The following is a 21,220-nucleotide window of genomic DNA, read 5'->3' on the forward strand; positions in this document are numbered from 1 at the left end:
CGTCCGCCTCCCCCGCATCGGATTGTGGTCCCGCCGGGTCCTGGGGCCAGGAATGGCCGTGCCCCCAGGGCGAAGCGTCGGTGGGATCGCTTGCCTCCCCCTGTGAGGCAGAAAGGGTCGACGGTTCCTCCGCCGGGGCGGCCGGCACGGACAGGGCTACCGGTTCACGGCCGGCTTCGGGTTTCCCGGACCTTGGGTCGGGAACGGGCGAGGTGTCTCCCGTGCCCCTGTACAGCAGGGGGGCTCCGCCGGAGAAGGCGCCGGCCGCCTCCTCGGGATCGGATGCTTGCTCGGCCACGTTCTCGGGCCGGGCACGCGGCCACCATGGAGAGGCATCGGCGGGACTCTCGTCCCCGGCTCGTCCGGGGGGAGCGGCGGCCGGTTCCTCCTTGGCCGGAAGAACGGCCGATGGTTCCTCCGACGGCGCGGCGGACGCTGCCGTGTCGGCCCTCCCACCGGCTCCTTTCGCTGCCGAGGACCCTCGCTCGGGAGCGGGCGGACGGGGCACGGGCGGTTCGGAGATGGGCTCGCGGTACCTGGCATCGCTGGACGCATAGTCGGACTTCGGAGGCATGTTGGAGGTTGCCTCTTCGCTTCCGGGCCTGGCCTCGATCCCAACGAGGCGCCTCGGATCGTCCTCCCACCACGAGCCAGGGCCGAGACCCATCTCGGCCGGTGTTTCCCGTTGGGCCGGAGGAACGGCCGGGGGAGACTGCGGACTCGTGGCTGCCACGGCCCGGTGCGCCGGCTCATCGTGGCGGTCCGGCGCGTGAGACCCTGGCGCGTGAGTGGGCTCGTCGTACCTTACCCCTCTGTACAGATACCCCCCACGCGAGGACACGCCGGGTGCGGCGGGGGGCGCCTTGCCGGCATCGGGCTCTGCCTCCGGGGTCTCCGGGGGCGTCGGGTCGTCATCCCACCACGGGGCGCCGATGACTTCCCGGTCCGGGGTATTCCGGGAATCCGGCGCCTCTCGTACTCCCACGCGAGCCGGACGGCCCTGGTCGCGACGGCTTTGGTCGCGCTTCTCTTCCGCGCCGCTGTTCGCGTTCGGATCGAGTCCGGCTCTTCGCTCTCTGTGTTCCATGTACCCTCTCCCTGGAGCACCCGAAGTGTCGGCCGAAGACACGTCCCGACGGACTTCCGCCCTGCCACAGACCTCCGGCGCCGGCCCGCCCGCAAGGACGGGGCTACGAGACGCTGACGGATGTCTGCGCCAAAAAGAATACATCTATATCAAATTATCCTTAAAGATCAAGTTTCCCTTTAAGAACAATATAGCGCTTTTAATTTCCAACAAGAAATGCTTATCCATTATGTCGTGAGCACGCGGAACAGGGTGAACTTCGGGCTTTCGAGCCGTGAGCGACGTCAAGGGCGAGACGGGAGGGTGATAGTCCGTTTCCGATCTCGCTCGTCTTCTATCCCATCGTGGGGCACTGGATCCGGGGTGGTGGATGGCTCGCGGCTCGCGGGATGGTGGACTTCGCCGGCGCCACCGTAGTGCACTCCACCGGTGGCTGGCTCGCCCTGGCGGGTGTGATCGTGCTGGGCCAGAGATGGCCGGTCTGGACGCCGCCGAACATGACAACGGCGCCTACCCGGAATTCGGGCTAGCGAAACTGGCGCGGTCATCGAGAGGGTAAGAAGGGAGTAGTGATCCATGAAATACTTGCCGACCAGATGGAGTCTTCTCCGCCTCGCGGCCGCTGTTTTCGTCGCGGGTGTGGCCGCCTGTGACAGCAAGCCCCCGCCAGAGCAACCGAAACAATCGACGGGGATTTCCCCGAGGGTCATGGCCGACGCGCTGTTCGCGGTTTTGTCGTCGGACCGTACCGTCTATGCGAACGAGGTGGTCTATCGCCTGCAGGACGTGGATGAGGTGCTCAAGGCCAGCGAGCACTGGGAGCGGGACAAGGTGTTGCCGTTGCCGGCTCAGATGTTCAAAATGGGAGCGGGACTGGCGGCCAAGACGACCGATGCGTTCGACTACGCGTTGTTGTCCAAGTGGCCCATCAACAAGAACAGCAAGCCGAGAACCGAGGTCGAACGCACCGGGCTGGACCGTGTCGCCGAGAATGCGTCAAGGCCCTTTTATGGCGGAGAGACCCGCGACGGTCGGGAGTATCTCATCGCGGTGTATGCCGACGTCGCCGTATCGCCCTCGTGCGTGACGTGCCACAACGCCCACAAGAACAGCCCGCGGACGGACTTCAAGCTCGGCGACGTCATGGGCGGCATCGTGGTCCGTATCCCGCTGCCCTGAATTCCACGCCGGCCGAAGGCGCTTCGAGAGCAGCGCGGGCGCGCCATTTTCCTCTGCTCGAAACCGCCGCCGCCAATCTCGACCGGGAACGGGAACGGCCGTCAGCCTTGCGCCGCGCGGGCCTTCTCGGCTTCGATGACGACGTCGGTGAGGTATTCTTCCTGCTCCACGATGGTGTAGAAGGCGAGCGAGCCGTCGTCCTTCACGGGCCGGCCGCCGAAGAAGTGGAAGGCGTGGCCGTCCCAGTCGTAGAACTCGTCGCCGCGCTCGAAGATGGCCTTCCAGCGGTAGCCCACCGGACTGCGGTGCAGGCCGGTGCGCGCGGGCAGCGCGTCCTCCTGCTCCAGGGTGAGGGTGTCGTCCTCCTTGGCCATGGCTTCTTCGGGCAGGGTCTCCCACATGCGCCGGTAGTTGGGCATGAACTCGTCGGCCCGCACGGTCAGCGCCGTATGCATGTCCCACCACGGTCCGTGTCCGGCCACGCGCTCGTCCACCTGGTCCGCGAGCTTGTAGATGAGCCGGCCGCCCGCTTGCAGCCGCAGCACCAGGTTGCCCTCGGCCACGTTGGGGTTCACTTCCGGTTCCAGGGCGCAATACTTGCCGAAGAAGTCGGCGGTGCGGCCCAGGTCCCGGGAACCGTACACGGCGTGGCTGATGCGCCCGACGCCCTCGGTGGTGCAGATCTCCATGGCGCCCTCGGGCATGTGCTCCGGCGCCCAGAACTCGAACTGGTTGCCGTCGGGATCGGCGAAGTAGATCACCGTGCCCTCGTCGCCGCCGTCCGCCGTCCGTACCGGGTCGGTATGGGGGATGTCGTGGCGGTCGAGCCGTTTGAGATGCCGGTCGACGTCCTCGGCGCGGATGTAGAAGCCGCACCGCGGCAACTCCTCGCCCAGGGGCTTGGTCTCCGGGTAGACCTCGGGCTGGAGGAACGCGCCGATGCGGCACGACTCGCCTTCCCACCACAGGAAGCACATGATCGGCACATCCTTCTGTCGCGCCTTGGTGGTGATGCCGTTGATGGGCCGGCGGGTGATGCCGGTGGCGTTCACCGCCCAGTCCACCCAGTTCACCATGTCGTTGGTGCCGACGATGAAGTGATCGATCCAATGCACGACGCCGCGCGGTTCCTGTGTGGTCATTGCTTGCCTCCCTTCGGCTGCCAGCCCGAGTGTTCCTCGGCTTGCGGGCCATGAGACGCCGATACCAAAGCGGGTTACCGGTGTCAACGGCGCACGGGCCTTGTCCCGGTTCATTCGTCGAGGGACTTCATGTAGTCGATGACGTTACGCCGGTCCTTTTCCTTGAAGTACTTCATCGTCATGCGCGACTTGACCTTGGGGTCCTTGAGAAAGCCCCGGAGAAACTTCTTGGGGTTCCTGAGGTACTGGGACAGGGTCTCGTCGCTCCAGACCAGGCCTTCCTTGCCCGCGCGCACGTAGGCAGCCGAGTATCGGAATCCTTCGGCCGTTCCCGCGGGCCGGCCCAGGACTTTGTGGAGCGTGGGTCCGGTCTTGTGTTTGCCCGCCACGTCGGTATGGCACACGAGACACCGCTTGAAGACCTTCTTGCCGGCCGCCAGGTCCGGCTCGGCCAAGGCCGTGTTCGCACCCAAAGCCGCCCATGTCATAAGTGCCGACAACAGGAGAATGCCTGGTGCCATCGTGAAGCCTCCCGTGCTCATGGTGTATGGGTTGCCGGCCACCGGTCGGTGTGGCCCTTCCTCCTACAATTTAGGTACTGCCGGCGGGAATTGAAAGAGAACGACGGACCCGCGGGAGCGTCTTCCTTGTTGTTTCGGTGCCGCTGCCGGTGGTAGGATGATGTTGTCGGATACCTGCCCTGGTGCCGGTTTCGAGGCGCCCGGCACGGTTGGCTCGACTCGGTTGAAGAAGGTCTCTTGCAACAGGGGGCTCGGCAGGTGGTGCTTACGAGAATGACCTTCGCGTTGGTCCTGGCGACCTTGCTGTGTTCGGCCGCCGTGGTGAACGCGGCCGCCGAGGGCGGAAAGGACGTCGCGGCGGCCCGGGGCGAACTGGGCAAGCGGCTGTTCTACGACGAGCGGCTGTCCGGCGACGTCAATTTCGCCTGCGCGACCTGCCACCAACCGGACAAGGCGTTCAGCGACGGCAAGCCCCTGTCCGCCGCCTACACGGGCGCCGCCCACTTCCGCAACACTCCCACCCTCGCCAATGTCGGCGGCCGCGCCGCGTGGATGCACGACGGCCGCCTGGGCACGAACCTCAACGACGTCATTCGCGAGATGATCACCGAGACCTACCTCATGAACATGGACATGAGGCTCATGCAGGAACGTCTCAAGCAGGATCCGGTCTATGTGAAGATGTTCCGCGCCGCCGGGCTGGGCGAGCCGTCCAACGGCGGCGCGCGCAGGGCCCTGGCCGTGTTCCTGGGCACTCTCGTCTCGCACGGCGCGCCGGTGGACACGGGTACGCTCTCGGCGGCTGCCCGGCGGGGACAGGCGCTGTTCCAGGGCCGGGCGGGCTGCGCCGCGTGTCACTCGGGGGCACGATACACCGACGACAAGCCGCACAACACGGGCGTCCCGGACAATCCGGAGATATGGGCCGATCCGCGACGGCACTCGGCCTTCGTGACCTACGCCAAGTTCATGGGGATCGAGAACTACATGAGCCTGCGCGAGGATCCCGGCGCGTACGTGCGCACGCACCGGCCGGAGGACCGCCGCGGCTTCCTCACCCCGACCCTGCGCGAGCTTGAGTGGACGGCCCCCTACATGCACAACGGCGTGTTCCAGTCGCTGGAGGAGGTCGTGGACTTCTACGACGCGGGCGGCGGCGACGACCCGCTCAAGGACCGGCGGCTCAAGCCCCTGGGGCTGACGGCGGACGAGAAGGCCGATCTTGTGGCTTTTCTCCGGGCGCTGAGCGGCCGGACGTTCAATACCGACGAATTCGTCTGGCGCGTGGACGACTACGATTACGAGCCGGTTCGAGACTGGCGCAAGGCACCCAACTAGTGTTGCGTCTCAAGCGCAACACTAGATGCGGCGCCGCGGATGGTCATGCCGGCGAACCGTCCCGGACATTGGGGGAGACGGCGGTGAACGTGATTCTCGTGATCCTGATGGCGGCGATGCTGGCCGTAGCGGCGCCGGCGGGCGCCGTGCGGCCGCCCGGGTTGGAGCCCCTGGGTCCGCCGCCGGTCCCGGCGGACAACCCGATGTCGGCGGAGAAGGTCGAGCTTGGCAAGCTGCTGTTCTTCGATCCCATCCTCTCGGGCAACTACGCCATGCCGTGCGCCGTCTGCCACTTCCCCGAGGCGGGCTGGTCGGTGCCGGAAGCCGTGAGCACGGGCTATCCCGGCACCATACACTGGCGCAACAGCCAGACCATCATCAACGCGGCCTACTACGGCAAGCTCTTCTGGGCCGGGTCCTCCAAATCGCTGGAGTCCCAGGCGCGCTCCGCCGCCAGGGGCGCGGTGGCGGGGAACGGCGAGGACGACATGATGGAGGCGCGGCTCGCCTTCGTGCCCGAGTACCGCCGCCGCTTCAAGGAAGTCTTCGGCGACGACTGGCCCAACATCCGCCACGCGTACATGGCCATCGCCGCGTTCCAGCGTACGCTGGTCCAGACGGCCACGCCCTTCGACCGCTACATGCGCGGCGACGATGCCGCGTTGAACGCGCCGCAAAAGCGGGGCCTCGCGCTGTTCGCCGGCAAGGCCAACTGCATCGCCTGTCACCACGGGTCGCTGCTGACGGACGAGAAGTACCACAACGTGGGCGTACCCCCCTACAAAGGCTGGGAAGACGACGCGGTGGCGCAGATCACCTTCCGCTTCGAGCTCTACGCCAAGGGCGTCACCGAGGCCATGTACCGCAAGACCAAGGACGACCCGGGTCTCTATTTCCGGACCAAGGAGAAGAAGCACCTGGGCAAGTTCCGCACCCCGAGCCTTCGCTACACCCGGTACACGGCTCCCTACATGCACAACGGCATGCTGGAGACGCTGCGCGACGTGGTCGAGTTCTACAACGGAGGTGGCGGCGAGAACGAGTTCGCCGCCACCAAGAGTCCGTTGATCCGACCCCTGGGCCTCACCGACGCGGAGAAAGACGATCTGGTGGCCTTCCTGGAGAGCCTTTCGGGCGAGGAGATCCTGATGGAGACACCGGACATCCCGGTGATGGAGCCGCTCCCGCCGCCGGGCGGGACGGGCTCATAATGTGCGGAAGGTGAAGTCGCGCCGATCCCGGAGGTCAGCACCATGACGATATCCTGCCGAAAACCCGCCGAAACCTCGGGCGACCCGGAGAGACACGACTCCACGCCCTGCCTCGTGAGCCGGCGCAGCTTTCTCCTGTGGAGCGGTATCACCACCGCGGTGATCATGGTCGGTATCCCCGGGCGTCCCGAGGCGCAAACGCCGGCGGTGGTGTCCACCTATCCGCGAAAGCTCATCGGCAAGCTGTCGTCCCTGGAGCTGGATGAGCCTGTCGATTTCGAGTATCCGGACGAGGGTGACTACGCGGAGTCGATCCTGGTGAAGCTGGGCACCCCGGCGGGCGGCGGCATCGGCCCCCGCCGCGACGTGGTGGCGTTCAACTACACCTGCACCCACCAGGGCGGCCCGCTCCAGGGGACGTATCGGGGCGGAGACAAGGCATTGGGGCCGTGCCCGCTGCACCTCACCACCTTCGACCTGACGCGCCACGGCATCTTCATTTCGGGCCAGGCATATCAATCGCTGCCACAGGTGCTGCTGGAGCTCGATGGCGACGACATCTACGCGGTCGGCATGTTCGGCCTGATCTACGGCCGGTCCGACAATCTCCAGTCGTGAGGATTCGCTGTCATGGCTACGCCGTATCACATTCCTGAACAGAACGTGCCGCTGCCGCCGCCGGACGCCGAAGTCATCTCCACGGCGTGCGACTACTGCGTGGTGGCGTGCGGTTACAAGGTGTACCGCTGGCCCGTGCGGCGCGGGAAGAACGGCGGCCCGGGGGCCGATGACAACGCCTTCGGCCTGGATTTCCCGGTGGAGCCCCTGGGCCCCTGGGTGGTTGCGGACCAGCACAACATCGTCCTGCACGAAGGCCGGCCGCACCATGTCGTCATCGTCCCGGACAAGGACACGGACTTCGTCAATTACCAGGGCGACTCCTCGGTGCGGGGCGGCCTGATCGCGCAGAAGGTCTACAACCCTGACAAGCCCACCCGCGACCGGCTCCGGTCTCCCCTGGTGCGGATCTTCGGGGTGCTGATGCCGGTGACATGGGACTTCGCCCTCGACGTCGCGGCGCAGGTGGGCAACTACGTCCTGGCGAAGCACGGCACCAACGCCTACGCCGTGAAGACGTTCTCCTACGGCTATCTCGAGAACACCTACGCCATCACCAAGTACGCCCTGCGGAACGTGCGCACGGCGAACTTCACGTTCCACGACACGCCGTCCGACGTCACGTCCACGCCGGGCTTTCGCGATGCGGGGTTCGACAACTTCGGGCCGTCCTACGAGGACTGGCGCGACGCCGAGGTGCTGTTGATGTGCGGCACGGACCCCTACGAGACCAAGACCATCCTCTTCACCGACTGGATCATGCCCGGCATCCAGAACGGGCAAAAGGCCATCTTCATGCTGCCGCGCCGCACCGCCGGCGTCGCCTATGCGGAAAGCCAGGGCGGCCTGTACATCGACATCCAGCCGGGCACCGACCTGCCGGTGCTGATGGCCATCGCGCGGGTGATCGTCGAGAACGGGTGGGAGGACCGGGAGTGGATCCGCGATTGGGTCAACTCCAAGTGGGAGAGCTCGTCCGGTTTCGGACAGGGCACGCGCAACACGCCGTGGCAGTGGCGCACGACCTGGGGCATGTTCCAGACCGACGGGTTCGAGGACTGGAAGAAGTGGCTGCTGGCCCAGGACTACGCGGTGCCGGAAAAGGCCGCCGCCATCGCCGACATCGACGTCCGGAAGATCTATACCGCCGCCGAGTGGATGGCGAAGCCGCGTGCCGATGGCTCCCGGCCCAAGACCTCGATCATGATCGAGAAGGGCTGTTACTGGTCCAACAACACCGGCAACACCAACGCCATCGCCTCCCTGGGCATCGTCTGCGGCGCCGGGGGACGGCCCGGCCAGGTCGTCGGCCGAGCCGGCGGACACCAGCGCGGCGGCCTGCGGGGCGGCAGCTACCCGCGCAACAAGAGCCCGGAGAAGCTGCCGGGCCGGCGCAGGAGAGCGCTGGATACCGACCGCTACCTGATGTCCGGACACACGCGCCTCGCTCACGTCATCGGCAACACCTGGGTCCAGGGCATGTGCGGCACCCAGTCCCTGCAGGAGAAGTTCGACGAGTTGACGACGCGCAACCCGCACCAGGTGCGGAGCTTCGACCGCGAGGAGGTCGTTGAAACGCTGAAGCGGCGGGTGGACTCCGGGGGCATGGCGGTGTGGGACCAGGATATCTACCTGGTGGATCCCATCGGCGCACGCTACGCCGACATCGTGTTTCCGGCCGCCGGCTGGGGCGAGGAGACCTTCACCCGGGCCAACGGCGAGCGTCGCATCCGCCTCTACCCCAAGTTCTACGACGCCCCCGGCGAGGCCCGGCCGGACTGGTGGATCATCGCGCAACTGGCGCGGAAGATGGGCTTCGAGGGCTTCGACTGGGAGGATTCCAACCAGGTGCTGGAAGAGGGTGCGCGTTTCTCACGGGGCTCGCGCAAGGATTTCTTCGCGGTCAAGGTGGCCGCCCAACGCGAGGGCAAGACCCTTCACGACAAGCTCCGTGAGTTCGGCAACAACGGCATCCAGGGTCCGGTTCTCATGCGCGCCGACGGCACCCTGGAGGAGACCAAGCGCCTCCATGACGTAAACCGGGTGCTGCCGGACGACGGTCCGGCCGGCGCCACGGTCTTCAACAAGAAGCTGACGCACTTCAACACCCAGACCGGGAAACTGAACCTGCAGAAGGCGCCGTGGGAACTCTTCTCCGGCTACTGGGAGTGGATGAAGCCGCGGGAAGGGGAGATCTGGATCACCTCCGGGCGCATCAACGAGCGCTGGCAGTCGGGTTATGACGACCGGCGGCGCCCCTACATCGAGCAGCGCTGGCCCGAGAACTGGATCGAGCTGCACCCCGACGACGCTCGCGCGCGGGGGTTGGAGAGCGGCGACTACGCGACGGTCTATTCCGACCGCATCCCGGTGCAGAAGGAAACGATCCTCGGCGTCGAGGCGGATGATTTCGATTTCACCGCGCTGCTCCGTAACGGCTACATCGAGCTGACCCGCGGCGCCATCACCGCGGTGGTGATCGTGACTCCGGCCATCAAGAAGGGCGTCGGCTTCATGGATTTCCTGCAGACCAGCCAGCCCGCCAACGCCCTCTCGGGCCGCGTGGTGGACTGGGTCAGCGGCAACTACAACTACAAGATGGGGGTGGGACGGCTGAGGCGCCTGGGCGAGAGCCCCTACAAGCGCCAGTTCCGCAGCATGTCGTTCGCCCGCCGCGACATGATCTAGGGTGGTGTCTCACAAATCGGTTTGCAAAGATGCGCGGCGAACCGGCAATTATCGTGTCGCGCCGGCTTCCTTCAGCCGATCCGCAATGGCGGTGTGCCCTTGGCGCGTTGCCGCTTTCAGCGCGGTCAGTCCCGCCGTCCGCGGATTCCGGCCACCTCTCCGCCTCTCCCCGGGGATCATGTGATTCACGTCCGCGCCGGCTTCGATCAAAGCGTCCACAAGATCCGCTTTTCCGAGAAAGGAGGCCAGCATCAGGGGAGACGCACCTGACAGCGACGCATCTGAACCGGCCAAGGCGTCCGGAAGGGTCCGGTTGACGTCCGCTCCCGTTTCGATCAGCACGCGGGCGATCCGGTATTCGTTTCTGCCGAGCGCCAGTAGCAGCGGCGTTGCGCCCGCCAGCGAATACTTCCTGTGCACCTCGGGACCCGGCAGAGTCAGATTGGGGTCGGCTCCCGCGCCCAGCAGCAGCCGCACGATCCGCTCGTCCCCTTTTTGGATCGCCAGCAGAAGCGCGGAAGCGCCGTCCGCGCTGTCTCCGGGAGCGTGAAATACGCCATTGACGTCACCGCCCGCCCGGATGGCGACGTCCACCGCGTCTCCGAAACCCATCGCGGCCGCGATGACCAGGGCGGTCGCCCGCTGCGTCCCGAACGCCAACACCGTATCGACGTCCGCGCCCGCCTCGATGGCGCGAGAGAGCGCATCCGCCTTCCCCTTTTCCGCTGCCCCCCGGAAGTACAGCAGCCGCTCCTCCGCATCCTTCAAGTCGGCGTCCAGGCGCACCACCGCCAGTTCGGCGCTGCGCGTCTTGTCCCCGGCCCCGCCCGCGACCCGCACCGTGACCTTGCTCTTCCCTACGGGCAAGTCTTTCAAGGAGGTGAGCACATCGGCCCGCAGTTGCCTGTCGCCCAGGCTGATATCGATACCGTCCATGCGCGGACCGGGCTTCAGCGCGACGCCGCCCGGCCCGATACCGGTCACTTCGATCCTCGCGCCAGACGGCACCGCCGACGCCAGGATCGAGATTTCCGTCACCCGGTAGCCGATCCGCACCGAATAGGAGCTTACGTCGCTCCGGAAAACCGGACTGAGTTCCAGCCGCTTTTCCAGCCGCGGCGTGAACATGCCGACCAGTCCCTTGCCCAGGCTTTCCAGGCCCTTCTCCAAGCCGCCGCTGAAATCCGCCCGCGCGGTTCGGAAGGGTGCACCCTCCCATACCTCCAGCGCGCTCAGACCCGTCTGGTTCGGCGGGGGTTTTTCCTGCGCCGACGCCAACGCGAGCCAGAGCATCGCGGCCGTAACCGCAAGGACCAACGTCCGCAACGCCAAATGTCGGAGCCCCGAGCCGCTCGGCTGCTGCAATCTCCTGCTCATGCCTGGCCTCGTCTCACCACTGTCACGGAACCGTCCCCGTGCCCAAACCGCAATATGGGCCTCGTACTCCCGTCATCGGCCGGGAGGGCGCACCCCTTTGCGGGCGCCCGCCGCTGCGCCGCTTTTCCCGTCTCTCGGCAATTATTGGAGGGAAGTGTCGAAGTCAACCGAGTGCAGGAACGGCCGCACCCGCGGGCCTGACGGTGCGCTTCGGCTCGTCGCCACCTTGACCGCGGTTTGTCTTTCCGTGAGAGTACGCCATGCGGAGGACGCTCAAGTGAAGCGGGGCAGGACGCTTTCTTCCACTCTTGCGTGAGTTTGTCGCATGCACGATCCCATTCAGGCCATCTCCCGTTATCTCCGGGCGCCCGAAGAACCCATTCGTTGCGCGGCCGCCCGCGCCCTCGGCGCCTCGGGCGACGAGGAGGCGGCGCCGGCCTTGGTGGAGGCGTTGGTGGACCCGGATCCGGACGTACGCGCGGATGTCATGGTGGCGCTGGCGCGCTGCGCCCGGCCGCGGGACGCCGCCGCGATCCGGCGTTCGTTGCAGGGCGACCCGGTGGGCGAGGTCAAGACGGCGGCCGTGGGGGCCTTGAGCCGGCTCCGGGACGAAGCCTCCACGGCGTTGCTGCGGGCGCTGGCGCGAGATCGATGCGCGTCCGACGTGGCGTGGGAAGAGGGTTCCTGGGACGACTGGCTCGACGTGCAGGTGGCCGCCATCGCCGCCCTCGGGGAAATGGGCGCGGAGGCCGCGGCGGATGACTTGCTCCGGGTCCGGTCCGACGAGGCCGGCCAGGAACTCGACCACGTGGTCTTCGCCGCTCTCGCGAAGATGCCGGGGCGCGGAATCGCGGCCCTCCTCGACTTCCTGAACGACGGCGACGAGCGGGTTCGGCAACGGGCTCTGGCGACGCTGGCGCGGGCCGGCCGGGAACGGCTGGCGCCGCTGCGCGACCGTCTGGTCGGCGATCCGAGCGCGGGCGTGCGCCGGCTCGCGGCGGACAACCTGGATGCCGGCGACCCGGCCTTGCCTGAAATGGCCCTGAACGACCCGGATCCTTCGGTTCGCGCGGCCGCGCTGGCGCGGGTCGTGCCCGGGCGGCCGGACATCGGGCGGCGTGCGCTTGCCGATACCGCACCGGCGGTCTGCCGCGTGGCCCTCGAAGCGCTGGCCGGGTGCTTGTCCCCGGCGGATGAGCCGGACCTCGGCGCGAAGTTGGAAACGTGGTTGCGTGACGGGGACACACCCTTGGCGGCCGCGTCCGCGCGGGTGCTGCCCAAGGTGGAGGGGGAGGACGCCCTGAGCGTGCTGCGGGAGAGGGCGACGGATGCGGAAACGGCCGTCGAGGTACGTATCGCCGCGCTCGGTTCGCTGGGAAAGATCGGTACCCGTGACGCGCTGGCCGCGTTGCGTCCGGCGGCGGCAGATCCGGTCCGGCAGGTCCGGTTGGCCGCGTTGGCGGCGGCGGCGGCGCTGACCCACGACGCATCCGAGGACGTCCGCGGCCAAGCGCGCGACTTGTTGGTCGACGCCGTGCGTGGCCGGCTGCGGGCGCCGGAGTCCCTTCACGACGAGGTTCCGGACCAGGCAGGTACCGGGGAGGGAAGCGGGCCGGTCGCCATTACGCCCGAAGGCGGCATCGTCCCCGTGGATGCGCCGGCGCCGGGCGCTGCCGCGGCCGGTTCGGACGGCGATGTCGGAGGCTTGTCCTACCCTCGCTCCACCCTCGAAGCGATTCAGGCAACGGAGACGACGGCGCCTTCCCCGGAGCTTTCGCCCTCCTCGTCGCGCGGCGGCCGGGCGCGCTCCCGCCGCGTGCCGGTGGAAGGGGCGGACGACATCGACGCCGACATCCGCCTGGTGGCGGTCCGTCTGGCGGCGGACTGCGCGGCCGAGGGGATCGACGAGTCACTGGCCGAAGCGGCCGAAGCGGCGACACCCGACCTGCGCGCGGCGGCGGTCGAGGCCGTCGCCCAACGCGCGCGGGCCATGCCCTTGCCGCCCGGCCTCCGGGCAGTCCTGATTCGGTGTCTGGGATGCGACGACGCGCGGGTGCGCTGCGCCGCGGCGCGGGCCGTGACCGGCACGGGGCACGATGCGGCTTCAAGGATCGTCCCATTGCTTGACGATACCGATGCCTCGGTGCGCGCGGCAGCGGTGACGGCTGTTGCCGGGGTCCATCGCGAGGCGGTCATGCGCGCCCTCGGCGACCCTTCGCGGCTGGTCCGCCGAGCCGCCGCGGACGCCATGGCGGCGGGTCATGACAGCGGCGCGCTCGAAGCTGGTTTGAGGAAGCTCGTGGACGGCGGCTGGAGCGACAGCCTCACCGATACCTCCCGGCGGCACCCCGAGGCGCGACAGCTCCTGCTCCGAATGGTGGCCGCCGGCGAGGTCGCGGGGCAGGCGCTGCTGGTGATCCTGGAGGCCTTGGCCGGTGACGGGGTGTAGAAGCCCGTCTCACTTTCCGGACGGCTCGCGGGCGGCCGCACGGTCGCCGGTGAGGAGCCGTCGGTCTCCGTCCTTCTCGAAATGGTAGCGGTGACACGTCAGACAGCGGGCCAGCCCGGTCTTCTCCCGGTGACAGGTGGCGCAGTCGGCGGGTGACACGGGCGCGAACCCGGCCGCGCTTCGCCGGGACTCCTTGCTCTCCGCCACCCGGTGACAGGAAACGCATCCATTTTGGAGGACCGCCTGCCGATGGGACCGGTGCGAGAAGGTCCGCAGATGCCGGAGTGTGTCCGGCTCGATGCTCGGATCCGTTGCGCGCGCCGTGCCGGATCCCGATCCGGGAGGTTCGCCCACTCGCGCCGGCGGGACGTGGCGCGTCGCTCGGGCGAACCAGTTCAGACGCGGGACCGGTTGCGTTCCGCCACCGGAGGCGGGAGTCCCTTCCACGCGGCTGACGTGGCACTTGGCGCAGCCTGCCGACGGCGCCTCTTCGTCAGTGAGCACGGCAAACAGCGCGGCGCCGGTGTCGGTCGGGGTGGTGGACAACGTCAGCCAGCCGCGCAGGAAACGGTCCGCGTGTCCGGTGGGCCGGTAGCGCAGCGCCAGCTCGTGGTATCGCCAGCCGCCGTAGCGCAGCCATTCTTCCATGTCCTCGACGCCCTCCGGGTCGTCCAGGTCCAATTCGATGGCGCGGGTCTCCATCGTTTCGCCCTGTTGGTGCCGTTCAAGCTCGTCCGCCAACTCGGGAAACCATTGATCCGCCGCGTGGCGCACCACCTCGAATGGCAGAGAACCGGCCAGATCGGCCTTGACCGTGGAAGACGGTTGCGCTGCCTCTACGAATACCGAAGGTCCTTCCCGCACCAGGTCACGGGTCAGCTTCTTGAACGCCCAGGCCAGTTGGGCGGCGGCCCGTCTCTCTTCCTCGCCGGCATCGGCCAGATCCAGCAGGTCGGCCTCGTTGACGGTCTTCATGTCGGCGGCGTCCAGATACCCGCCGGCCTCGAGCATCAGCCGCAGGAATGCGTTGGGCTCGGCCTCGGCATCCACCGGCCAGTCGCCGATGCCGGCGTCGGCCAGCACTTCGAGGTCCAGGCCGGGCGGGGCCAGGAACTCCAGATCCGGCGAGCCCGCGACCGGGCGGGTGAGCTCGGCCTCATGGCAAGACGCGCAGGCGCTGAAGCCGTCGATGGCCATCTCGCCGGTGTGGCACGTCCCGCAGGTCGCGGGGGGCGTGGCGCCATCCTTGGCCGCGGCGGCGAAGTGCCGGCTGAAGTGGTTGCCGTGGTCGAAGGCGACCCTGGATACAGGGTGATGGGGATAGTCGGTGAAAGGAGGGTGTCCGGCGAAACCGGTGAATGCACCCGTGTGACAGACCTGGCAGCGGGCGTCGGTCATGGCGGTGGCGACGAAGTCGCGGCCCTCGTGTTCGCGGTGGCAGACGGCGCAGGCGATGGACCCCCGGGCTCCCGGGGTGTCCGACATCGCGTAGTCCGCCGGCAGCACCGCCGCCGCCAGACGCGTCGTCAGCGAAGCGCGGCGCGTCTCGGACCACGCCCGCCGGCTCTCGTCCTGGTCCGTCGCCGCCGGGTGAGCGGCCGGCGGGACGGTTCCATGCGCGGCCAGGGCGTCGGGGCCGAAGTCGTGGCAGGCCATGCACCGGGCCGTGTTGGCCAAGTCCCGTTTCACGCCGAACAGTGCCGCGCCGGCGATGTCCTTGGCCCACGCGAGAGACGGTTCCTCCACGCTCGCGTGGCACTGGCCGCAGTCATTCTCGAAGGCCGCGTGGTTCGACAGCACCGGCCCCGGCAAGAGCGTGGGCCGGTTCATGAAAAGGACCATCGCGGCCGCTAGCGCGCACAGGGCCGCGAGCCGCCACGCGGTTCTCAGCCGGCGTTGGGTCGTCGCCCGAGGTACGCACGGCGTCGGCGGGAAACAGCACTCCCCGTGAGGCAGCGGACCCTTCTCGCAGGGTCCGCCGCGGGCCAGCGGCCGGCGGCACAGCCAGCGGTCGCCGCTCCGTTGCGGGATGCATTCGGCGCGTGCCGGGCACCGCCCCGAGCGCTCCGGTCCGAAGCGGCAGGGAACTCCTTCCCGTCCGCACTCCCAGTCCTCGTGGGCGAAGATGAACGCATCTGTGGGATGTCTCGCCAGCTCTCACCCCCCGAACGAGTGGACGATCACGATGTGGAAGATCACGAATACCGCGGCCACCGCGGACGCGGGCAGGTGGACGAACAGCCACCCTCGCTGAAGCCAGTAGAGCGCCCAACGCTGATCGAGGTGGGTCTTCTCTATAACGATCTCCTTGATCCGCAGGAAGTCCGGGTCTTCCGCCAGCTCTCGGCCGGCATAAGACAGCTCCTCCAGGACCTCCTCGAGGGGCCGCCCGTAACCGGTCCAGTGCTGCCACGGATGGGCCGGACGGCGCAGGAACGGCAGCAGGCGCTGGGCGTAGAGCCGCGCCATGAGGGGCGGGCAGCCGCGCTTCACGATCTCGTTGAAGGCTTCGTCGGCCTCGGCCGCCAGCTCGGCGCGCTGTTGTGCGATGCGCGGGTAAGGGAGCGCGTCCCAGTCCCGTTGCCAGCGCGTGCAGAGCCTTTCGAGGAGCAAGCCCACGGCTCCGGATGCCAGGGCAAGGGCGAAGGAGAGCCACAGGATGCGGTGGAAGGCGCCCGGCGGCAAGCCGCCGCCGTGGGCCAGGAACAGCAGGGCGGCGACCCACCCGAGTTGCAGGTGCACGCGCAACCGCGCCGCCCCGGGCCAGCGCCGCTGGACCCGCCGCATCCCGTGCACTCCCAGCAACAGGAAGGCCAGGGCCAGGGTCCAGCCGGTCCAGTGCGGCGTGGGCAGCAGCGCGGTGTCGGCGACGCGGTACCACGCGGCGCCCGCCAGTACGGCCGCCCCCGCGGCGAGCCATCCGATGGCGATCCGTGCCGTCACGGCACCCGCCCGTGGATGAAGGACGCGGCTCGCGGCCCCTGGCTGCCGGCGGGTGAGGTCATCATCCCTTGGAGTTCAGTGTGCGCAACGGCGTGCCCGCCGCCAGCCGCCCGACCAGCTCATGGTCGGTAAGGTCGACGCGGGCGATGGCGTCGTGCGGGCACGCGCGCACGCATGCGGGGCCTGTCTCCTGGCCGATACAGAGATCGCATTTGGCGGCGACGGGGATGGACCGTTCCTTCGCCTCGGCGTTGAGCCCCATCTCCACCAGCCGGATGTTGTCGTAGGGACAGGCCGCGGTGCAGGTGCCGCAACCGATGCACAGCACTTCCGACACCACCACTTCTCCGCTGAACTTCCGGAACACCGCTTCGGTGGGGCAGTTGACCAGGCACGGCGCTTCCTCGCAATGCATGCAGGCATTGGCGACGGAGTAGCCGCCCTTGGCGGGACCCTGGCGGACGAATCGCGGCACACCGCCATGGGTATCGGCGCAACCCTGTACGCAGGCATCGCACCCCACGCAGCGGGTCTGGTCGATGACCATGGCCTGCCGGCCCCTGACGAAAGCGTTGTCCACGAGGAAGTCGATCAGCGAAGCCTCGCGCGAGCGGTCCCGCAGGGCCGTGGACGTCGTCGTGTCCGGATCGCCCAGTTCGACACGGGCGGCGGGGTCGCAGCGGGTGATGTCCTCATGGGAAAGGAAGGGGAGGCAGTCCTCCATCAGCGCCGTCCCCGGCAGCACCAGTAGACTGGTGTCGCCCAGGAACTCGAGGGAGGTCTTGCTCGCGGCCCCTTGCCCGCCCGCGGCCAGCGCCGCGAGCCCGAAGACATCGCCCCGGCGAACGAAACCGACGCTGTGGCTCTCGCCGGCGGAGAGATGACGGACGCGGCCGAACCCGGAGACGACCACGAACACTTCCCGGACCGGCTCGTCCTGTCGGAGGGCGGTAAATCCAGAGGAGGGACCGCCGGCGAACCGGAAGTCCGCGGTTTCCATGAGAGCGGTCAGGGCGCTCTTCGGCAGCGGCGAGAAGACCGGAACGGCGAACCTGCCCGAACGCATCAGATCCACGATCTCGGCCAGGCAGTGGGCATTGATGGACCGGCGCGGGGCATCGCCGAGGGCGGTCATGTCGCGCATGCCACGCCAGTGCACGGCCAGGAGCCGTACCGGCGTCTCGGCGAACACGGTGCGTCGGAACGCCGAGCGGGTCAGCACGGCGAAAGCGCCGGCGATGGCGTTGTCCGCCGAAGACGGTTCGAGCCGGACGGTCTCGCAGGACTCCAGCACCTCGTCCATGTTGGCGAGCTTCTGCCGGACGTTGGCGTCCACCACGAAGATTTCCTCTTCCTCGGGGGCTTTCCAGAATTCCCAGAAACGCCGCTTGGGTCCGATGGACACGAGGCGGGGCGGATCGGCAAGGGCCATCACGCCCTCCGGGTCCTCGACCACCACCCGGAGCGACCCTTCCAGGACGAAGTAGAGGACGCTGCCGTAGTCGCCCTCGCGGCACACCACCTCTCCCGCGTCGAAACGCACGGGTCGCGCGTATTGAGCCAGGATCTCCTCGAACCGGGCCGCCGCGCTCCCGTCGGCGGCGATACTCGACAGCAGTGGGGACTGCGTCACCGCCTGGCGGACGGCTTCCTGCTCACTGGCGGAGAGTTGTCTGAACATACGCCTTCGCCTTCAGGTCGCGGGGAGGCGGTCAGGGTTTGGCGACTTTGCCGACGTAGTCGCCCGTGCCCGGCAGCATCCCATCGAGGGCCTCCATGCCGCCCCCGTCGCGCTCCAACAGCCGCCGCGCCTGCTCGGACACGGCGGCGGCGGATGCCTCCAGTTGCGCCGCGGCGGCCCCCGGGGCCGGCACGGCGTCGACCATGGCCTTGAGCTCGACCACTCCGGCCAGGCGCTCGGCGGCCTTGGCGAGACCTGCCTTGGCCCGCCCGATCCTGACCCGCAGATCCGCGGCATACATGCCGTCGGCCTTCCGGGCCTCGGAAAGCGCCTTCAGGGAGGTCTCCAGGGACAGCGACAGGCCCGCCAGGTACAGCATGCGTTTGCGTGCCGGCGAGGCCTCGTCGTTGGCCGGTGTGTACCAGACATTGTGCCGGACCTCGCCCATGGTCCAGGACAAGAGCTCGAATTGACCGCCGGAAGGGTGTCCGCCGACGTTGATCAGGTCCTCATGACCGGTGGCGTGGCATGAGTAGCAGTTCCGCGCCAGCTTGTAGAGGTTGCGCGGCCGGATCATGCCGGCCTTCTCGGACTGCGTCCATCGGGCCGCGGCCTCCTCGGGGGACTCGGTTTCCTTCTTCTTGCCGCTGAACTCGCCATGGACCTTGATCCAGTCCCGGGCCGCGCCGTGGCAGGACTCGCACGAGATCCCGGCAATGGCCTTGGGACGTTTCTTTCCCTTCTGGACCGTGTAGTGGCAGGTGGCGCACAACGCCTTGGGGTCCTTGATGCGCCGGACCCGCAGGCTCTTGGCGAAGGCCCGAGCCTCCTTGGAGCGATGGGTCTCCTTGATCACGCGGTGGTGAACGGTGCGTTTCCAGACCTGGGCGGTCTTTTTGTGGCACTCGGCGCAGGCATTGGGTCCTTGGACGGCGCCAATGTCGAGGCCGGGCCCCGGTATGCGGACACTTTCCTGAGCCTTGGCGAGACCCGTGAGGCCGAGGGAAAACACGGCGGCCAGGAACGCGGCTGCGACTATCAGACGCGGGTCGTGGAAAGGTCGTTGCGCGGTCGGCTTCATGATCACGCGAACTCCATGTCTTCGGTGGGCACCGAAATGCACACCAGGCAGTTGCCCTGGTCCACCCTCGCCTCGGGCTTGGAGAGATAGGTGAAAGAACCCGCGAGCACCGGCGCGGCGCACGTGCCGCAGTTCCCGGCCCGGCACCCCGAGGGCAGGAAGATGCCGTTCCGTTCGGCCAGGTCCAGTATCGTCCCGGAGTCCCCGCGCCATTGCAGCTTCTTGTTGTTGCCCCGGAACGCTACCTCCCACGTCGCGGTTTGTCCGGCCAGCAGACTGGCCATGCCGATCTCGCGCACGGTCTCGGAGGAGAACGCCTCCATGTGGATGGAGCCGGGCGGCACCCCCCACTCCCGAAGGCCTTCCATGATCGCCGCCATCATCGGCGGCGGACCGCAGACGAAGAACTCATAGTTCGAGGAGGGCAGCCACTGCCGCAGGACATCGAGGGTCACGATGCTTTCTTCGTTGAACGGCTGGGCGGATTGGCCGTCTTCCAACGGTTGGCTGTAGCAGGTGATGAAATGGAAGTTGGGTTTCTCGGCCCAGGCGCGGAGCGGGTCGGCGGCCACCTGTTCCCGAGGGTTCTTGACGCCGTGGAAGAGCCATGCTTCGCGGTCGGGCTCGTGCCGGGCCAGATGTTCGGTCATGGCGAGAAACGGCGTGACGCCGATACCGCCGGCGATGAAGACCACGGGCCGCCCCGCGGCCAGGTCCAGGGTGAATTGTCCGGCCGGCGGACCCACCTCGACGACGTTGTCTTCCTCCACCGCGTGGAAATAGGAAGACGACTTTCCCCATGGGGTGCCCGCCGGCGCGTCGGGCGGCGGCGCCAGCCGCTTGATGGTCACTCTGTAGTCAAGCTCCGGACTGTACGCCTGCGAGAGGGAATAGCACCGGATGGTCGGCGTTCCTCCGGTTTCGTCGTGGAAACGGAAGGTGAGGAACTGGCCCGGAAGAAACGCCGGCACCGCCCGCCCGTCATGCGGACGGAGGTAAAGGGAAACGATGTTGTCCGCTTCCTGGACCTTGCGGGTGACGCGAAAATTCCGAAAACCGTCCCAACTCCTGCTCCGGGAGAGATTCTGGACGATGGCCTCGTCGCGTCGGGCCAACACGTCCGCCAGCGCCGAGTATCGTGCCACGTCGAGGGCCAGACGCCGGCGCCGCCACGCGGCGCGTGACCACGCGTCCACCACCATTGCGGCGACTAGCGCTCCGACGCCCACGAGGATTGCCGATGTCAGCCACGTTTCCATGCTCACGAGAGATTCTCTTATCCGAAACGCGGTCTCGTGTCCTGTCCGGCCGATTCGCCGGACAGGACACGAGAGTCGCCAGGAAGCCGTGACCGGGCTCGCCGGACGGTTGTCAGGGGCAGATGGCCTTGACGTGACCATGGAACTTCACGCCGTTCACTTCGCCCTCATGGGCGTCCGCGGACAGGCGCAACCCCTTCACGCCGCAGTTGGTCCCCTCCGGCCCGATGGCCTTCACGCCGAGCCGTTTGTCACCATCGATGGCCTTGATGTGAAACACGTGGCCGTCTTGAGCCACGCCCTTGACATCGAGCTTCTTGCCGCCCTCGCCGATGGCCTTGATGTCCATCAGCTTCCCGTCCTTGCGGATCGCCTTGACCGACAAGTGCTTGCCGCCCTGATCGATCAGCTTGATGGGCAGGATCTCGCCATCGACCCTGGCCTGAACGGCCTTGACCTGTCCCGCGCCGGCCGCCTTTACTCCGTGCATCTTGCCGTCGCTGTCGATCGCCTTGACCCCGAGGGTATTGCCATCGCTCAAGGCCTTCACATGCCAAACGTCCTCCCCGGCCACCATGCCGGGCATGGCAACCCATAGTGCCATGGACGCAATGAGTACAAGCTTCAACATCAGAACCTCCTCTGT

15 protein-coding genes and 1 pseudogene are annotated in these 21,220 nt (G+C 67.7%); 7 read left to right on the forward strand and 9 right to left on the reverse strand.

The annotated features are described in order from the left end of the window. Window positions 1–1,407 precede the first annotated feature (1,407 nt). Together OXF11_15070 and OXF11_15075 are read left to right on the forward strand one after the other, a co-directional pair. Window positions 1,408–1,560: pseudogene (locus OXF11_15070) on the forward strand (ammonium transporter). 235 nt (window positions 1,561–1,795) lie between these two features. Next, window positions 1,796–2,266, forward strand: a complete 471-nt coding sequence (locus OXF11_15075; protein MCY4488417.1) for a DUF3365 domain-containing protein — start codon at window positions 1,796–1,798, stop codon at window positions 2,264–2,266. Window positions 2,267–2,367: 101 nt separating this feature from the next. Here OXF11_15075 and OXF11_15080 read toward each other — a convergent pair whose 3' ends face one another. Together OXF11_15080 and OXF11_15085 are read right to left on the reverse strand one after the other, a co-directional pair. Beyond that, window positions 2,368–3,408 (reverse strand): hypothetical protein, encoded by a 1,041-nt coding sequence (locus tag OXF11_15080; GenBank protein ID MCY4488418.1) that lies wholly within the window; start codon window positions 3,406–3,408, stop codon window positions 2,368–2,370. Between the two features lie 110 nt (window positions 3,409–3,518). Beyond that, window positions 3,519–3,929 carry a c-type cytochrome gene (locus tag OXF11_15085; GenBank protein MCY4488419.1) on the reverse strand — a complete coding sequence of 137 codons (411 nt, stop codon included), beginning with the start codon at window positions 3,927–3,929 and terminating at the stop codon, window positions 3,519–3,521. Window positions 3,930–4,202: 273 nt separating this feature from the next. On the opposite strand from OXF11_15085, the gene OXF11_15090 reads away from it, so the two are divergent. The 4 genes from OXF11_15090 to OXF11_15105 all read left to right on the forward strand — a co-directional run bounded on the left by OXF11_15090 (window position 4,203) and on the right by OXF11_15105 (window position 9,784). Next, a complete protein-coding gene (locus OXF11_15090; protein ID MCY4488420.1) occupies window positions 4,203–5,267 on the forward strand; it encodes a c-type cytochrome in 1,065 nt (354 codons plus the stop codon). 116 nt (window positions 5,268–5,383) lie between these two features. Next, window positions 5,384–6,478: a c-type cytochrome gene (locus tag OXF11_15095; GenBank protein ID MCY4488421.1), complete on the forward strand. Its 1,095-nt coding sequence runs from the start codon at window positions 5,384–5,386 to the stop codon at window positions 6,476–6,478. Between the two features lie 42 nt (window positions 6,479–6,520). After that, window positions 6,521–7,096: an arsenate reductase (azurin) small subunit gene (locus OXF11_15100; protein MCY4488422.1), complete on the forward strand. Its 576-nt coding sequence runs from the start codon at window positions 6,521–6,523 to the stop codon at window positions 7,094–7,096. A gap of 12 nt (window positions 7,097–7,108) precedes the next feature. After that, window positions 7,109–9,784 carry an arsenate reductase (azurin) large subunit gene (locus OXF11_15105; protein MCY4488423.1) on the forward strand — a complete coding sequence of 892 codons (2,676 nt, stop codon included), beginning with the start codon at window positions 7,109–7,111 and terminating at the stop codon, window positions 9,782–9,784. Between the two features lie 48 nt (window positions 9,785–9,832). On the opposite strand, the gene OXF11_15110 is transcribed toward OXF11_15105, so the two are convergent. Next, window positions 9,833–11,161 carry an ankyrin repeat domain-containing protein gene (locus OXF11_15110; protein MCY4488424.1) on the reverse strand — a complete coding sequence of 443 codons (1,329 nt, stop codon included), beginning with the start codon at window positions 11,159–11,161 and terminating at the stop codon, window positions 9,833–9,835. Between the two features lie 325 nt (window positions 11,162–11,486). On the opposite strand from OXF11_15110, the gene OXF11_15115 reads away from it, so the two are divergent. Continuing rightward, on the forward strand, window positions 11,487–13,610 hold the full coding sequence (locus OXF11_15115; GenBank protein ID MCY4488425.1) for a HEAT repeat domain-containing protein: 2,124 nt from the start codon (window positions 11,487–11,489) through the stop codon (window positions 13,608–13,610). Window positions 13,611–13,619: 9 nt separating this feature from the next. Here the strand turns inward: OXF11_15115 and OXF11_15120 are convergent, their stop codons facing one another. The 6 genes from OXF11_15120 to OXF11_15145 form a co-directional block, all read right to left on the reverse strand. After that, window positions 13,620–15,440: a hypothetical protein gene (locus OXF11_15120; protein ID MCY4488426.1), complete on the reverse strand. Its 1,821-nt coding sequence runs from the start codon at window positions 15,438–15,440 to the stop codon at window positions 13,620–13,622. A gap of 327 nt (window positions 15,441–15,767) precedes the next feature. Further along, window positions 15,768–16,553 carry a hypothetical protein gene (locus tag OXF11_15125; GenBank protein ID MCY4488427.1) on the reverse strand — a complete coding sequence of 262 codons (786 nt, stop codon included), beginning with the start codon at window positions 16,551–16,553 and terminating at the stop codon, window positions 15,768–15,770. Between the two features lie 61 nt (window positions 16,554–16,614). Further along, entirely contained in the window at window positions 16,615–18,234 is a 1,620-nt protein-coding gene (locus tag OXF11_15130; GenBank protein MCY4488428.1) for a cyclic nucleotide-binding domain-containing protein, read from the reverse strand. 31 nt (window positions 18,235–18,265) lie between these two features. Then, on the reverse strand, window positions 18,266–19,315 hold the full coding sequence (locus tag OXF11_15135; GenBank protein ID MCY4488429.1) for a multiheme c-type cytochrome: 1,050 nt from the start codon (window positions 19,313–19,315) through the stop codon (window positions 18,266–18,268). A gap of 2 nt (window positions 19,316–19,317) precedes the next feature. After that, window positions 19,318–20,574 (reverse strand): 2Fe-2S iron-sulfur cluster-binding protein, encoded by a 1,257-nt coding sequence (locus tag OXF11_15140; GenBank protein ID MCY4488430.1) that lies wholly within the window; start codon window positions 20,572–20,574, stop codon window positions 19,318–19,320. A 112-nt stretch (window positions 20,575–20,686) separates the two neighbouring features. Next, window positions 20,687–21,205 carry a hypothetical protein gene (locus OXF11_15145; GenBank protein MCY4488431.1) on the reverse strand — a complete coding sequence of 173 codons (519 nt, stop codon included), beginning with the start codon at window positions 21,203–21,205 and terminating at the stop codon, window positions 20,687–20,689. Between the last annotated feature and the right edge of the window lie 15 nt (window positions 21,206–21,220).

The sequence above is a fragment of the Deltaproteobacteria bacterium genome, assembly GCA_026712905.1.
Lineage (GTDB): Bacteria > Desulfobacterota > Binatia > UBA9968 > JAJDTQ01 > JAJDTQ01.